17 protein-coding genes are annotated in these 15,537 nt (G+C 45.6%); 3 read left to right on the top strand and 14 right to left on the bottom strand.

Going from position 1 to position 15,537, the window contains the following annotated elements; genetic code table 11:
• Positions 1-9: 9 nt before the first annotated feature.
• On the bottom strand, positions 10-471 hold the full coding sequence (locus tag EBR25_04845; GenBank protein ID NBW40320.1) for a hypothetical protein: 462 nt from the start codon (positions 469-471) through the stop codon (positions 10-12).
• Positions 472-641: 170 nt separating this feature from the next.
• Here EBR25_04845 and EBR25_04850 point away from each other — a divergent pair, with 170 nt between their 5' ends.
• Positions 642-1,046: a hypothetical protein gene (locus tag EBR25_04850; GenBank protein ID NBW40321.1), complete on the top strand. Its 405-nt coding sequence runs from the start codon at positions 642-644 to the stop codon at positions 1,044-1,046.
• 3 nt (positions 1,047-1,049) lie between these two features.
• On the opposite strand, the gene EBR25_04855 is transcribed toward EBR25_04850, so the two are convergent.
• The 8 genes from EBR25_04855 to EBR25_04890 form a co-directional block, all read right to left on the bottom strand.
• Positions 1,050-1,565, bottom strand: coding sequence for a chemotaxis protein CheX (locus EBR25_04855; protein NBW40322.1), 516 nt, complete (start codon positions 1,563-1,565; stop codon positions 1,050-1,052).
• A gap of 5 nt (positions 1,566-1,570) precedes the next feature.
• Entirely contained in the window at positions 1,571-2,395 is an 825-nt protein-coding gene (locus EBR25_04860) for a protein-glutamate O-methyltransferase CheR (GenBank protein NBW40323.1), read from the bottom strand.
• Positions 2,392-3,510 (bottom strand): chemotaxis-specific protein-glutamate methyltransferase CheB, encoded by a 1,119-nt coding sequence (gene cheB / locus EBR25_04865; GenBank protein ID NBW40324.1) that lies wholly within the window; start codon positions 3,508-3,510, stop codon positions 2,392-2,394. The genes EBR25_04860 and cheB overlap by 4 nt, the downstream gene beginning before the upstream one ends.
• A 16-nt stretch (positions 3,511-3,526) precedes the next feature.
• Positions 3,527-3,910 carry a response regulator gene (locus EBR25_04870; protein ID NBW40325.1) on the bottom strand — a complete coding sequence of 128 codons (384 nt, stop codon included), beginning with the start codon at positions 3,908-3,910 and terminating at the stop codon, positions 3,527-3,529.
• A gap of 86 nt (positions 3,911-3,996) precedes the next feature.
• Positions 3,997-5,769 (bottom strand): PAS domain-containing protein, encoded by a 1,773-nt coding sequence (locus tag EBR25_04875; protein NBW40326.1) that lies wholly within the window; start codon positions 5,767-5,769, stop codon positions 3,997-3,999.
• 66 nt (positions 5,770-5,835) lie between these two features.
• Positions 5,836-6,366 carry a chemotaxis protein CheW gene (locus EBR25_04880; GenBank protein ID NBW40327.1) on the bottom strand — a complete coding sequence of 177 codons (531 nt, stop codon included), beginning with the start codon at positions 6,364-6,366 and terminating at the stop codon, positions 5,836-5,838.
• A 1-nt stretch (position 6,367) separates the two neighbouring features.
• The gene (locus tag EBR25_04885) at positions 6,368-8,851 is read right to left on the bottom strand and encodes a histidine kinase (protein NBW40328.1); all 2,484 of its coding nucleotides are present in this window, start codon (positions 8,849-8,851) and stop codon (positions 6,368-6,370) included.
• Positions 8,852-8,937: 86 nt separating this feature from the next.
• Positions 8,938-9,180 carry a hypothetical protein gene (locus EBR25_04890; GenBank protein NBW40329.1) on the bottom strand — a complete coding sequence of 81 codons (243 nt, stop codon included), beginning with the start codon at positions 9,178-9,180 and terminating at the stop codon, positions 8,938-8,940.
• A 50-nt stretch (positions 9,181-9,230) separates the two neighbouring features.
• On the opposite strand from EBR25_04890, the gene EBR25_04895 reads away from it, so the two are divergent.
• Both EBR25_04895 and EBR25_04900 read left to right on the top strand, forming a co-directional pair.
• On the top strand, positions 9,231-10,784 hold the full coding sequence (locus EBR25_04895; GenBank protein NBW40330.1) for a hypothetical protein: 1,554 nt from the start codon (positions 9,231-9,233) through the stop codon (positions 10,782-10,784).
• A gap of 42 nt (positions 10,785-10,826) precedes the next feature.
• Positions 10,827-11,201, top strand: a complete 375-nt coding sequence (locus tag EBR25_04900; GenBank protein NBW40331.1) for a hypothetical protein — start codon at positions 10,827-10,829, stop codon at positions 11,199-11,201.
• A 28-nt stretch (positions 11,202-11,229) separates the two neighbouring features.
• On the opposite strand, the gene EBR25_04905 is transcribed toward EBR25_04900, so the two are convergent.
• From EBR25_04905 to EBR25_04925, 5 genes are all read right to left on the bottom strand, one after another.
• Positions 11,230-12,393 carry a 5-(carboxyamino)imidazole ribonucleotide synthase gene (locus EBR25_04905; GenBank protein NBW40332.1) on the bottom strand — a complete coding sequence of 388 codons (1,164 nt, stop codon included), beginning with the start codon at positions 12,391-12,393 and terminating at the stop codon, positions 11,230-11,232.
• Positions 12,390-12,884, bottom strand: coding sequence for a 5-(carboxyamino)imidazole ribonucleotide mutase (gene purE, locus EBR25_04910; GenBank protein ID NBW40333.1), 495 nt, complete (start codon positions 12,882-12,884; stop codon positions 12,390-12,392). Before purE ends, EBR25_04905 begins: the two co-directional genes overlap by 4 nt.
• Before the next feature lie 100 nt (positions 12,885-12,984).
• Complete coding sequence (locus EBR25_04915; GenBank protein ID NBW40334.1) at positions 12,985-14,376, bottom strand: sigma-54-dependent Fis family transcriptional regulator; 1,392 nt, start codon at positions 14,374-14,376, stop codon at positions 12,985-12,987.
• 3 nt (positions 14,377-14,379) lie between these two features.
• Positions 14,380-15,030, bottom strand: coding sequence for a hypothetical protein (locus EBR25_04920; protein ID NBW40335.1), 651 nt, complete (start codon positions 15,028-15,030; stop codon positions 14,380-14,382).
• A gap of 6 nt (positions 15,031-15,036) precedes the next feature.
• The coding region (locus tag EBR25_04925) for a Si-specific NAD(P)(+) transhydrogenase (GenBank protein NBW40336.1) at positions 15,037-15,537 on the bottom strand (501 nt) is incomplete at its 5' end.

Below are 15,537 nucleotides of genomic sequence, written 5' to 3' on the forward strand. Positions count from 1 at the left end.
ATCTTTTATCTACTTTTGATATTCGACGTAAAAGTTCTCTACAAGAGTAGAAAAACAAGCATCACTCATTTCTTTTACTCTCTCAGTAAGAATAAGAGTAAGGGTATGTCCTGCTTTTTCAAGGGCTTCTCGACAATTACTCAGCGCTCCTAGGAATCGAAACGAGACTGCTCCATAAAGGATAACTCGCCAATTGAGATTTAATCCGAGAATTTCTTTTACATCGTAAATTCCTTGTAGAGCATTTTCTGCTGCTATCTCAGTGAGCAATGAAGGAACCTCTATTTCTATGTAATGCTCTCGAACAGTAGCACTAAGCTGAAGAACTCCCTGCCCTCTCTGAGACGAACAGTGAGCATCGGGGAGCTGAAACTCGCCAGAAGAAGAGTGTTGACAGCCGCTATCGATCGCTCGCTCTCCCTGCAGAGGACTGAGCACTAACTGGTGTCGAACAATTGGGCTTCTTTTCATGGCATTTTACCCCTCTTTGTTTAGATGCCATCTCTGGGGAGAAGAGATAGAGAGATTCCGAAATTTCTAAAATAAGCGCATCTATCTGTATTCACTAGATATATAATCTCCTCTGAAGCAATCGGTGCATTTCTCCTGAAAAGAGGACAGACCGTTTGGAGCAAAGTTTCATGAAACACAATCTGAGTCTGTATATCTGTTCATCATCTCGGGATGAACATGCGAAAATCTCTCTCCTTGCCGAACTGAAAAAATACCGAGCCGAGGTAGAGGTCCTTCCTGACACTCTCACCGATGAACCCTTCTCAAAAAAATGGTTGCTACGGACATCTGATAGACTTCGAAGAGCTGACTTTATTATCTTTCTTGCTGGGGAAACCTCTTGGCTCGAAAGTGACTATCAGTGGCAACTACTGGCGGCTCGTTCACTACAAAAACATCGAGTATTCATGAAAGTACATCGTGGGGAGATTCCTCTTGCTCTTTCTGCGCAACCGAACGCGACAGAACATATAGTCCCATTTGGAGTTCATTCATTGTCTGACTTTCTACGACAAATGTTAGTGGTGCCTTAAAAACTAGAACAGAGAAATATCTTTTAAAGACTCGAGAAGCTCATCAGGGGTCGGTTCTTCTGAAAGAAGCTGCTGATACTGATTCAGATGAATCGAAATAAATGTATCATCGCTTAAGAATGAGAGAGAGAGATCGTTTCCATCGTCATTCTTGCTAGCACGAGATGAAACGACTTCTGGTAGAGAAAGAGTGCACGGCTCGGGCAAAAATGCTTTTAAGTTGCCTCCCACAATGTTCACTATCTCCTTTAGAGCATCAAATATTTGCTCCTCAGTCGGAGCTTCCTCCTCTAAGTCGAACATCTCACGAGCGATCTTGAGTGCAAGCTCATCACTGAAGTGAACAACCAGCTTTCCTTCCCACGCTCCCTGTATAGAGATTCCGATCAATGGGCCCTCTAGGCCTGACCAGAGTTCTGCGGTCTCAGCAAGCTCAAAGCCGAGGAGCATTTCCCATATCTTTGCGAGAATCTTTCTCAGCTCGCTTTGAATTCGCTCTCGTTCTTGCGCCCTGCTCATCTTCCCTACCCTGTTCTAAGAGTATAACATCCACCTCGCTCGAAAGGTCTCCTTATGAAATCATCATCAATATTGAGCGTGGTCTCTGCCGCACCAAGAAATAAAAATCCATCTGGCTGCATTATTTTTTTTACGTTTCCTAAGATTTCTTTTTTTACCTCAATATCGAAGTAAATAAGCACATTACGCATAAAGACAATATCTGGCTTTCCAAGATTTCCCCATGGCTGTACAAGATTCATCTTCTTGAACGAGACCATAGATTTAAGATCGTCTTTCACCTTCCACTGCTCTTCATTTTTTGTGAAATACTTAATAAGCATTGAAGCTGGCAGTCCGCGGTTTACTTCTATTTGGCTATAGATTCCCCGCTCGGCTTTATCGAGAACCTCCTGACAAATATCGGTACCAGTGATTTTCACATCCCATCCCTCCAGTTCAGGAAAGTGCTCACGAAGCACCATGCAAATGGAGTAAATTTCCTGGCCAGTTGATGCTGCAGCGCACCAGATGTTGAGAGTTCTCGTTCTTTTTCGTTCTTCTATCAATTGAGGAAATACCTCTTTTTGAAGCATCTCAAATGGCTTCATATCACGAAAAAAAGAAGTCTCATTTGTCGTCAGCGCATCAATGATTTTCCCCTTCAGCACCACTTCACCGTTATCGCGTAGCTTTTGCACCATATCGGCGATATCAGCATATCCGCCTTTCTGCACAAGTGGCGCGAGTCGTGATTCTACCAGGTATTCTTTTCCCTTCTCGAGAACAATTGCAGCTTCTCGGCGAACCATCTCGCTAACAAATAGAAAGTCGTTTTCTAATAAGCTCATTTCTTGCCCTCCACATCCCGATGTTCTGCCATATTTCGGGAAGCTGCCTTTTGTACTCTACGAATTAATTCTGCTGCGATCTCTTGAAGTGGCAATGCATCCTCGGCTAATCCATGCTGAAAAACATAGCCAGGCATTCCCCAAACAACACTCGTATCCTTGTCCTGTACAAGAATTGTTCCATGCTTCTGCTTTAATGCTTTACATCCAAGCAAGCCATCACTCCCCATACCCGTGAGAACTAAACCAAGAGCACTCTTTCCAAAGTGTTCTGCTACGGAGCGAAACAGAGGATCAACTGCTGGACGACATGAATTCTCAGGGGGATCTTGATTTACGTTCAAGACATATCTGGCTCCTGAACGCACTACCTGCATGTGATATTCTCCAGGAGCGATATACATAGTATTCGGCTCAAGGGGCATTCCCTCTGCGCCTTCAACGACCCTGATTTGACTACTCGTATTGAGTCGCTCTGCCAAGATTTTGGTAAATCCAGCTGGCATATGCTGAACACAGACAATCGGCACACCAAGATTCGCCGGAAGATGAGGAATAATTTGTGCTAAAGCATTTGGTCCACCCGTCGAAACCCCTATAGCGACAATATCAATTCCCGCCGACTTCTCTTCCTTCTTTACCGATCTCAGGGGCACCACTTTTTCGTTCTGGCTAATCTTGTATTGCTTCGCTGATACGTGCTCCTCAAGGCTTAAACAGAGTGATGTGATCTTTAATGCGAGCTGCTCTCTAAAAGCCTCTCGCTCACTATTCCACTGATTCCGCATCGGCTTCATTACATGATCAGCTGCTCCTGCTGCTATCGCATCTAGCAGCTGCCCTGTATTTCTTGCGCACCGTTCAGAAAAAATAATGATTGGAATATGTGCATCGACTTCACGTATTGACTGAATGGTTTGAAGTCCACTCATTTCAGGCATATCAAGATCGAGCAATACAACATCAGGATGCTCTATCGCTATTTTCTGTATCCCAATTTTTCCACTCTGAGCGGTTGATATGACATCAATATGCTCATTCTCCTCGAAGAGATTTGATATCTCTTTTCGAAAATGAACCTCGTCATCTATCAGAATTGCTCTAACCTTCGCCACGTACCCCTACCTATAATTACTCTGCATCTAGAGACACGCCGATACCGAGTAACGCGATCTTGTCTACCAACATCTCTTTCGTGAATGGCTTCATGAGATATTCATTGGCACCTGCTTCCATAGCTTTTACTACTTGAGTCATCTCAGTTTCTGTCGTTACCATCATCAACTTCAACGCCTCATAGCTCTCCTGCTTTCTAATAGCCTGAACGAGATCAAATCCATTCATTACCGGCATGTTCCAGTCTACTAGAGCAAAAGTCATATCAGCGTTTTCGCCCAATACTTCAAGTGCTTGCTGTCCATTCTCCGCTTCAAGAACACTACAACCAATCTCACGAAGCATTCTCGCTATAATGAACCGCGTTGCGCTTGAGTCATCAACCACTAGTGCTTTCATCATCTTTCCCCTCAGTTTGCTCCTTCCTCTCTTTCAATACCCTATGCGCAGGGTGGAGGAAGGAGCGTTATGCCTTTGTGTGTGCCTTAGTACTGAAATCGTCCTACAAGCTCTTGCAGACCTGCCGCCATTCGCGATAGTTCTCCAGCTGCTTCACTCGTACTAACAACTCCCTCTTTTGTGCTCTGAGCTGCTTGAGCGACGTTTGAGATATTGTCAGTAATCTCATTACTACTTCGCGATGCTTCAACCACGTTTCGGCTCATTTCATTCGTTGTTGCCGTTTGCTCCTCTACAGCGCTGGCAATTGTGTTCGAAATATCATTAATTCGATCAATGATAGTGCTGATGTTTCCGATGGCGCCAACGGCACTTTCCGTATCAGCTTGAATAGCTCCAATCTTTTGGCTGATTTCTTCGGTCGCTTTTGCTGTTTCCTTTGCTAGCTCTTTAACCTCATTAGCAACCACAGCAAACCCTTTACCTGCTTCACCAGCACGAGCAGCCTCAATAGTTGCGTTGAGTGCAAGTAAGTTGGTCTGTTCTGCAATCGAAGTAATCACCTTGATCACAGCCCCAATCTCAGTGCTGCTCACTCCAAGCTTTCCAACTACTTCATTTGTATTTTGCGCTAGACCTACGGCTTCAGTCGCGACACGAGCAGCTTCGTTCGCATTCGTTGCAATCTCACGAATGCTCGCTGTCATTTCTTCTGTCCCAGTGGCAACAGTTTGAACATTCTTTGAGACCTCTTGAGAGGCGGAAGAAACCACCTGGGATTGCTGTGCCGTTTCATCAGCATTTTGAGACATCTGCTCGCTGATAGCATTAAGCTCCTCAGAAGAAGCAGCGAGGTTTGTCGAGTTCTCAGCAATCTGACCGATACTGACTCGTAAATCTCCGAGGAATCCACGTAAAGCATTCGCCATTTGTCCTATGGCGTCGTCACCCTTCAGCTCGATTTCCTTCGTCAGGTCTCCCTGGGCTGCAGCACTTACCACTAAAAGAATCTGATCAACTTTGTCTCGAAGCTCAGATGCGGCAACTCGCTCAGCCTCTTGTCGAGCCTCATTCTCTTCTTGAAGACGAATTTTATCAGTGATTACTTCCCAAGTAACCATTGGTCCAACATACTCACCTTGTGAGTTATAAAGCGGGCTTACCAATAGATTTGCTGTCTCAGGTCCAATTTGAATATGTGCCTCATACGGCAAATTACTCGGATTGCTAAGCAATTCACGTTGATGCGCTGGATTTTTGTGAAAAATATCTATGTTCTGTCCAATAGCTTGGTCTGCTGAAATAGGGAGATACTGTTCAATAGAACGAAGAGTCTTATGAGACGCTGGGTTCATATATTGAATATGAAGATCCATATCCGCAATCATGATATTTACTGGCGCATTCTCAATAATGCCTTTCATCTGTGCGAGTTCTGACTCATGAGCACTCGCATCTGTGCAGTCAACCCATGACCAAACAGTTCCGCCAAATCCACTATCTCGAACATACAAAGGATTCGCTGTCGCTTTGAATGTGCGCTCACCAAATGAAAATGTCTTATCAAAAGGAAGTTTTTTGGCATTTTTTAACTCAGTATTGACTGGCACTTCACCATAAAGCTCAGCCACATTAGAACCCACTAAATCATCAACACTGACGGGCAGGTGTTCGGAGCATTGCTCAAACAATTCCCGACATGCATCATTCATAAATGTGATAGTAAGTGAGCGATCAAGAGACATCAAAGCCGCGGGAGCTCCCTCCAGCATTGCATACATGCCCATATCTGCCTTAGGAAGGCTCATTTGCGCATCTGATCCTCTTCCATTCACTGATTGTCCGTTCTCCGTTGCCATCGTCTTCTCCTTTAAATAATCAGGCAAAACCGCATTATCCCGATACAAATCCAAAAATTGTTTTTCTTATCTGAGCGCCTCACTTGCTAATCCTCCCAGCGCCTCCTGAAAATGCGCATGGGATTTATCAAGATGAGAATCAAACATTTCTTCTTTTACTGCTGCTTCCACATCAAGCAATAAGAGCAAGCTGCCATCAAGCTTGAACACACCACTAACTACTGAACGTGAAATTGGATCGAGAGTGTCAGGAGCCTCCTCGTATTGACTCTGGGAGACTTCTACGACATCTCCAATTTGATCAACGAGCAAGCTCACGACTTCCTCGTTTACACCGACTACCACATTCATCGGCTTCTGCTCTCCATTGCCTTGTGATAGTCGTAGGCGCTTTCTGAGATCAATTGCCGTAATGATTTGACCTCGGAGATTGATTAGACCTTCTACTATTGAAGAAGAGAGTGGAACAGGTGTCATCTCCTGATAGCGAATAATCTCTTGCACCTGCATGACGTTAATACCGAAAAAGAGATCACCAACGAAAAATGTCGCTAATTGCGTTGTTTCCGTAGGCAATTCTTGATTTTTGATAGCCATCTTACGCCTCCATACCACGCGATATACTGCTTTCAAGCGACCCTTCAAATTCTGATTGTAGTATCGTGGCCACATCGAGAATGTCAGTTACTTTTCCTTGCACTACTGCTGACCCAGAAATACCTCTTCGGGCGTGAGCATCGTGTAGGTCGAGTGAGTCTTCTAAAATATCAAGAATCGATTCCACGATGAGTCCCACTTGCTGTCCATCTACGGTACAAACAACGACAGAATAGGTGTTTGTTGAGAAATGCTCATTCCCAAAAAATCGTGGGAGATTTAAGAGTGGAAGAATGCCATCGCGATACTGAACGACTTCGTGTCCGCTGGCATACTCTACAACCTCTCTTGAAAACTCTTCCAGTCGATCAACTCGACCAATTGGTATTCCAAGCTGGCTCGTGGTGCCGCTTCGAACGAGTAAGAGTGATTGCTTTTCGCTTGTTTCTTCCCCATCTTCTTGCTCATCAAAGCCGTCTTGTGTTTCGCGACCCTCATGCACAATACCAGCCTCACGTCCTAATCCTAATATATCGAGAATCAGTGCAACCTTTCCGTCGCCCATTATTGTGGCTCCAGCAAAGACAGGAATATTCTTTACCTGACGCCCAAGCGGTTTCACGACAATCTCCTCTGTGTCGTGCACACTCTCAACAATCAGGCCAAAATCCTTATTCTCCGCTCTGACCACTACAATATTCAGGGCTGTACGACGCTCTTCCTCTTGAATATCCTCTTGCTTCATTCCGAGCTCTCTTCGTAAATCGACAAGCGGTAAAAGATTTCCTCTTAGTCGATAGAATAGCGCTCCTCGGATCTCTTCAAGGCCGGAATTTCCACTACCATGTTCCACCCTCAATAACTCAATCAAACTCACTTGAGGAATGGCAAAGCGCTGCTCTTGGCACGAGATAATCAGAGCAGGAACAATAGCGAGCGTCAGTGGAATCTTAATCTTCAGCGTTGTTCCTGCTCCTTCCTGGCTCTGTATCTCAACACTGCCACCGATCTTTTCGATATTTGAACGGACAACATCCATTCCGACACCTCTGCCAGAAACATTGGTGACCTTTTCTGCCGTAGAAAATCCGGGATGAAAAATTAGACGCTGAACTTCAGCTTCACTGAGTCGAGAAGCCTTTTCATGAGAATAAATCCCCTTTTCAACTGCTTTTGTCCGTATTCGCTCAATATTGAGACCAGCTCCATCATCCGCGATCTCAATTATGACATGCCCACCTTCATGAAAGGCACGCAGCTGCAGGAGTCCTTGTCTATTCTTTCCAGCCTTCTCTCTCATCTCTGGAGATTCAATTCCATGGTCAGCTGAATTTCGCACGATATGCGTTAGAGGATCTTTGATTGCCTCCAGAATGGTCTTATCAAGCTCTGTGTCTTTTCCCTCCATTTCTACACGAATATCTTTGCCACATGATCGTGCTACGTCTCTTACTACTCGAGGAAACTTATTCCAAACATTCGCAATTGGCTGCATGCGAGTTTTCATCACCCCCTCCTGAAGTTCGGAGGTAATAAGATTGAGTCGCTGGCAGGTTCCGAGTAAAGCGGTATCAGTTTCGTTCTTGGTAAATTGAAGAATCTGATTTCTTGCAAGAACAAGTTCACCGACTAAGTTCATGACTTTATCTAAGAGCCCCACATCCACACGAAGCGAAGACTCAGTAACACTGGCTCTAGCAGCTTGAGGTGCAGACTCCTTATCTTCCGCAGCGTCTGCGCTCGCAGAGCTGGATACCTCTTCTTGAGGCAGCTCAGCAGAAGGCGGTATTTCCTCCGCTGATGAGGATGCTTCCATGACCGCTCCCATCATTTCCTGCTCAGCGACGGGTTCTTCTTGTTGAAAATCAGGAGAGGCAAGAATCTCTGCTATGAGATCGTGGTTCGCTGTATCTTCGCTAGGCTGCTCCGAAGACCCTCTCTCTCCATTCGCTGGTGCGCTCGAACTCTCATCGACGTTCTCGCTCAATTCGTCAACGGACGTTTCGATAGAGCATTCTTCTCTCTGCCCTTCTTTTGGATCGTGCTCAACTTGAGAGTTGGTGCATGCCTCGCCCCCCAACTCATCAGATAGAGCCTCTCCGTCTTTTAGTGCCTGTAGTCGGCCCCTCAGTGGACCGAAAGAATCCTGACCCTCTGCTCCAGTTGTTTCAATCTTTGTTAAGATAGCCCGAATTGCATCAACCATTTCTAGAAGGGCTGTAGCAATATCTGGTGTTACTGAAATTCTTCCACTGCGGAGTTCATCGAGAAGGCTCTCGCCAATATGCGCCACTGCTTCAAGCGTCTGTAAGCCTAAAAATCCACATGTCCCTTTGATAGTATGAATGGCTCGAAAAATTTTATTGAGAATATCTGTATCAGTTGGATTACTTTCAAGAGCTACGAAGTCTTGATCGAGTTGATCTAAACTTTCAAATGCCTCGATGAGGAACTCTTGTATGATCTCGTCTTGCTCATTAGACATAGGCAAATATAATCCCCCTGCCTCTGGACGTGGCAGGGGAATTGTCTCCAAAATAATTACAGCAGTTTCTTTCCCTTAGTTCCGCGCTACCCGTTGAATACTGAGAAAGCACCCGCGCGCCCAATCTCAATAGTTCTCTGAGTAGTGAGAGGGTCGGTGATTTCAAGAGGGAGCTTTAGAAAATTATCCGACTTTTTTCTCCGAGAACCTCTTAAATCTTGAGCACTTTCCTCAACTATCCCGCTCTCTTGCCCAAAATTTCGAGTTGAGACTGTAATTCTCCGGAAAAGACGTTTTACAAGGATTCTCTTTCCCCCGCACTGCATCATACAGAAGAGTCCACAAGCAAAAACAACGAGAAGCCAGAGCGAACACCCCCATGACTTTCTTTGATGATATCAATCGCACAATAGAACTCGGAAAACTTGGAATCAGTGCAAAAAGATCTCAAGGAGCTGATCCCAATCAGGATGCTCTAAAAGTTCTGATTGAAAAAATGGCCTCACTCAGAGGACTTCCACAGAAAATAGGACAGATTCTTAGCCTCAATGAACTGAATTCTGAAAGCTCTCATTTTCTGAAGCTGACAGAGGGCAGTGCTCAGCTCTCCTCTCAGGAGATAAATGAAATCATCGAACGAGAACTTGGAGCCAACTGGAACACCTACTTCTCCGAAATCACTCCAGATGGAGTATCGGCATCACTTGGACAGGTTCACAGAGCGAAAACCGTAAACGGCAACGACGTAGCGATAAAAGTTCAATATCCAAAAATTGAGCGAGCGCTTCAATACGATCTCAAAGCATTAGGGCTTCTTAGCTTGCCCCTTACTGGAAAACAGCGAGGATTTCATTTCGAAGAGTATCGTAAGACTTTGTCAGAATCTCTTTTTCAAGAATTAGACTATCTCCAAGAGCTTGCTGCGCTCGAGCGGTTCCAACAATACCATAAAAGCGAACCATCACTGGTATCTCCCATTCCATTTCCAGAACTTTCTACACAAAAAGTCCTGACGATGAGCTGGATTGAGGGTCTACCCATTGAGTCAACTCGCACATGGGACTTTTCAGAGAGGCTTTTTATCGCAAGAACGCTTACTCGTTTCTTCTTCAAGGAATGGCTGATTTGGCGGGAGGTGCATGCCGATCCCCACTCTGGCAACTACCGATTCGAACGGAGCAATGACGGAATTAAAATTGGACTTCTCGATTTCGGTTGTACGAAGCGATTATCGCAGGATGAATCATCCGCGCTACAAGCATTTTTAGTCTGGGGGGAAAGCCCCTCCCAGAATCTTCTTGAACTCTATGGACGCCTTGGATTTGATCAAGCCCTACTTGAGCCGATTGAAAAAAAGTTGCCACTGATTACTGAAATTCTGCTTGAACCGTTTCTCTCTAAGCGTCCATTCCTTATTTCTGAATGGCAAATATCAAAACGAATAGACAAGATTCTAGGTGATGATCGTTGGAACTTTCGGATAGCAGGTCCTGCTTCACTCATCTTTTTTATTCGTGCGCTATCTGGCCTCATCCAACAGCTTCAATTTCTATCAGTCCCAGTGAACTGGAACGCTGAGCTACAACAGGTATGCGCTCAAGCACCAAGAAAAGAGGTGTTACTACCATCCACTAAAAATACATCTTGCATACCGCAACAAACAACTCCTGCAGCAAATACTCACTCATCACAGGCATCACACCTTAAAATTGCAGTACTTGAAAATGACCTGCCAAAGGTTCAGCTCTCATTCAAGCCGCACCTCGTTACACAACTGAACTTGCTTATGGATAAAGACCTCTTGGAAAAAATAGAGGCTCGGGGTATTAAACTAGAAGAGCTCGCGCAAAGCGTGATGAAGAGCGGCTATCGGAAACAAGAGCTTTTTTCGCTCTCGGAAGAGTCAAAAAATATTAAGGTATGGCTTGAGTAAAGACCTTCACATCGAAGAAGAGAGCACTTTATGACAATATGCATGTGGATTGCGACAACGGCCTGGGTCTGTCTTATCGCGGGCTTTCTCAATAGGCGAAGCGTAAAAAAGCATATTCCACTTGTGCTCACTGCTATTGTTCTCGATTTAGGAGTAGTTGTATTCCTGCAAGCCACCCGATCCGCAGTACAAACGGCTGTTGAATTTTCTTTAACTGTGCCGCAAAAAATTCACATCATCTCATCTTCGATTGCGGTTACGCTCTATATTCCAATGGTTGCACTTGGAGTATACCTCTATAGAAATAGAACCCATCACAAAGTTCGACGGGTTCATCGAGGAATTGGCATGTTCGCACTGCTTTCTCGAACACTTGGATTTATATTTATGTTCTGGATGATAGAGGCAAGTACTTAAGAGTCGCTGTCTGGACTACTATTGAGAACTATATCGATCGCGATGAAGCTCCCTTTAGCTCTTTTCTTAGGGTTCTCGCTTTCTTACACACGGACGAGAGATCCGCTCCCAGCACAGTAACGTGCCCCATCTTTCTTCCCTCTCTCGGTTCAGGCTTGCCATATAAATGAAGATGGGCGGAGGAATCTTTTGCAATAGAAGAGATATCAAGATAGGGGCATTCCTCCCAGAGGTCACCGAGGAGGTTTACCATTGCAACCGAGCCGAGAGGCTCAACAGCACCGAGCGGCATTCCGCAAATTGCTCGGATTTGTTGTTCAAACTGGCTCGTCTGAAAACCTTCAATAGTGAGATGTCCAGAATTATGGGGGCGAGGTGCAATCTCGTTTACAAGCACTTTTCCGTCATGCAACAGGAAAAACTCAATCGTAATTACCCCGACTACTCCCAGCTCATCTGCTATGGAACGTGAGTATTGCACTGCCTCCTCTGCAGATGAATCAGGAACCGCAGAGGGAAAAAACGAGAGATCTAAAATATGATTTACGTGTTGATTCTCAATCGGCCCATAGGTACAAATCTCGCCATTGCCTCCACGAGCAACCACTACTGAAAATTCTGAGACGAACGAAATCTTCTCTTCTAATAGACATGGCTGTTGAGAAAGACTATGCCAAGCTGAATGGAGTTCCTCTACTCGCGCAATCGAGGCTTGTCCTTTTCCGTCATATCCGAAATCGGCGGTCTTGAGAATAGCTGGAAACTCAAACGTACTCGAACTATTTCTCTCTGCTATTTTTGTCAGGTCCTCCATCGACGAAAGTTCGGCGTAGGGCGCGATGGGAACACCTAAGTCAGATAACAAGGCACGCTCTCGCAAACGATTTTGCGTCAAAAATATCGCCTTCGGTGGTGGAAAAACAGGAACTGCTTCTTCTAAAAAATAGAACGTATCCACTGGAATATTTTCGAACTCGTAGGTAATGACATCGCATTCGGCTCGAAAATCTGATAATCGGTCCTTGTCGTCATATTCTCCCACAAATTCTCGATCAACGACCTGTCCCGTTGGTGAATCAGGGGTTGGCGAATAGACGCAGACTCGATAGCCCATTCGCTTCGCAGCGAACGCTGCCATACGGCCAAGCTGCCCACTGCCGACAATTCCTACCGTTGCACCAGGAAGTATCATTTGACGTCCTGAAGAGTGATTGCCCTGACACGAGCATCTTCTTTCGCATGAAATTCCGCGAGCTGCTTCCGAAGATTTGCATCATGATTACTGAGAATCCGAACCGCCAGCAATCCAGCATTACGCGCTCCTGATTCTCCGATTGAGAGCGTACCAACCGGCACCCCACCTGGCATCTGCACGATTGAAAGAAGAGAATCGAGACCGCTCAACGCTCGGGATTGCACTGGAACACCAAGCACTGGAAGATTCGTTTGCGCCGCTGTCATCCCAGGAAGATGCGCTGCTCCGCCGGCTCCTGCAATCAAAATCTGAAGACCTCTCTCTTCAGCACTTACCGCATACTCGCGTAACAGATCTGGAGTACGGTGAGCAGAGACTACCCTCGCTTCATAAGGGATAGAGAATGTATCAAGCACCTCACTGGCTTTCGCCATGGTTGGCCAATCAGAGTCGCTCCCCATAATAATGCCTACCAACGGCTCAGACATTTCTCCCTCCATTATTCACGTTATTTCAATAGACCTCGGAAAAACCTATTCCAAGCCCCTGCTTAGTGTACAAAAAATGGAGGAAAAAGAATATCTCTCATTAGCCTTGAAGGATTCTGCGCAAAGTCGTCCTGTCAATGCCAAGCAGTCTGGCTGCCTGCATCTGGTTGCCATCGCTCTCTTTCAACGCTCCCTCCACTCGTTCACGCTTAAAAAGAGCCACTTGCTCTTGTAATGAACGTCTCTCTTGCTCCTTGGATGAAGAGCCTAAAACACCGGCAGAATGCGGCCTAGATTCCGCTTTTTGAAGCAGCGTAAAATCTTGCGGCAGGATTTCACTGCGACCAGCAAAAGCGGCTCTGGCTGCCGCACTCTGAATAGCAGCCTCAAGTTCTCTGATATTTCCTGGCCAAGAATACATCTGAAGCTCATCAATCGCTTCTTCAAGGACATGATGAAATCCCACTTCCTCGTTCTCCTGCAACTTCTGAAGATAGGCTTTTACCAGCATCGGGATATCCTCCCTTCGGTCACGAAGTGGCGGGATTTGAATACGCTCGTAAGCGATTCGATGGAAAAAATCTTTCCGCAATACCCCATCACGAACAAGCATATCAACATCACCATTCGTCGCAGAAATAAATCGAATATCAACCGAAGCTTCCTTGTCTGCTCCAAGCTTTCGATATCGCTTATCTTGTAATACCCCCAGTAATGCCGTTTGTGTCTCAACGGGTAGTCCTTCTATCTCATCAAGAAAGAAAGTCCCCCCATGAGCACTCCGAATTAATCCGTCTCGGGCTGCATCTGCTCCAGTAAATGCTCCGCGCTCATGTCCAAAAAGCTCACTCGCTAAAACATCAGACCGACTTAATCCTGGTTGATAGCGAATGAAGTCATTCTTAGCTCGCTGACTGATTCTATGAATCAATCGTGCGCATAAACTTTTGCCGACGCCCGTTTCTCCCTCGAGTAAAATAGGCTGGGTGGTCGAACCTGCTAAGTGCAACTGCTGCCTGAGGTCAATGATAGCTTGCGAGGAGCCAACAAGCTCTGTGTGCATCTGCCGATTCACATCTCCTTGAGAGAGCACATCGAGCTCTGACATAAGCTGATACTGTCGCGCTCCTTCATGAATGAGCGCGGAAAGATGGGGAATATCAGCTGGCTTTACTAGAAAATTTACGGCACCAAGCTTCATGGCTCTGATACCAAACGTCGTATCTCCATGACCAGTAAGAACGATAATCCTTAGGTTCCGATCGATTGCCTGAAGCCGCTGTAAAAGCTCAAAACCGCTCTCAACACCCCGCGAAGGCTCTAAGCAAAGGTCTATAACTGCAACCTCGGGCTTTTCTTTTTCGCACGCTTCAAGAGCAGCATCTGCGGTTGAGGCAACAAAAATTTCCGGATTTCTTAATGAAGATGCAAGGGCCTTTCCAAGGCTCGTTACCGCATCACGGTCATCATCGACAAGAAGAAGCGAGGTCATAGTTTACTCCTGATGAAGCCACAGTTCTCGATTCGCATGCAATGATGGAACGATTCGCTGAGAAAGAAATGCCGCATCAATTAAAGGAAGCAATGCTGCATGATGAGGAATTTGGGGAACTAGCCTTTTACTGAAGAGAAATATTTTATCTTCCTCCTCTTCATTTCGAAAAAGCTCTTGAGTGAACTCTTGGCTTCCCACTATGCAGAGCCCTCGTTTCTCGATATGCAACTCAATCTGCTGCTGGGAAGGGGTGCCAATAAGCACTTCAAGAATCAATTGCAAGGCGATTTCAAACTGCTTCCGAACCACACTCCAGACGCAGCGCTCATGCTCATGAACGGTAATCCGAGAAAGGCCTCCTTCAGTCTCACACAGAGCGTGAACGAGCGTACCGACCAAAACCTCTTCGGGCATCCCCTGTTTCAGAAACGCATCGAAATGCGTGAGTAATTCGTCAATTTGCTGAACTTTTTTTAATCCAATCCCTGCTTCTTCCTCTAATTGCTGGGCGAGATAAAGCTGATTCGAGATGACAGATAAGGGAGTTCTTATCTCGTGGCTCAACCCTCGTATGAATATCGAGAAAAGCTCATAGAATATCGATCCATTGTGATCGCTGGTATTCATCCCACCACTTTCAGAAATTATCATCAGAGCTTATGAAGCACTGCTCAGACGAATCTTATTATAGCCATCATAAGCGGCTACTTTATAACATTCAGCCAGGGTAGGGTAATTAAAAACGGTGTCGCGAAGATAATTGAGATCTCCATCCAGCGCCATAACTGCTTGACCGATATGAATAAGCTCTGCGGCGTACTCTCCGATAATATGCACTCCAAGAATTTTTCGGGTTTCGCGATGAATGAGCAACTTTAACATTCCATTCTCATCCCCAAGAATATGCCCCCTTGCTATCTCACGATAACGAGCGAGTCCAGTCTCGTATGGGATACCTTCTGCGGTTAACTCATCCTCATTTTTTCCGACATAAGAAATCTCTGGAATAGAGTAAATGCCGTACGGAATTAAATCGTACAGATTTGAACAGGTATCTTTTATCTGAAAGGCATGGCAAGCAACCAATCGTCCTTGATTTCCAGACGTTGACGCCAAAGCGGGAAATCCAATTACATCTCCAGCCGCATAAATATGGGC

It is taken from the genome of bacterium (assembly GCA_009926305.1).
Taxonomy (GTDB): domain Bacteria; phylum Bdellovibrionota_C; class UBA2361; order UBA2361; family RFPC01; genus RFPC01.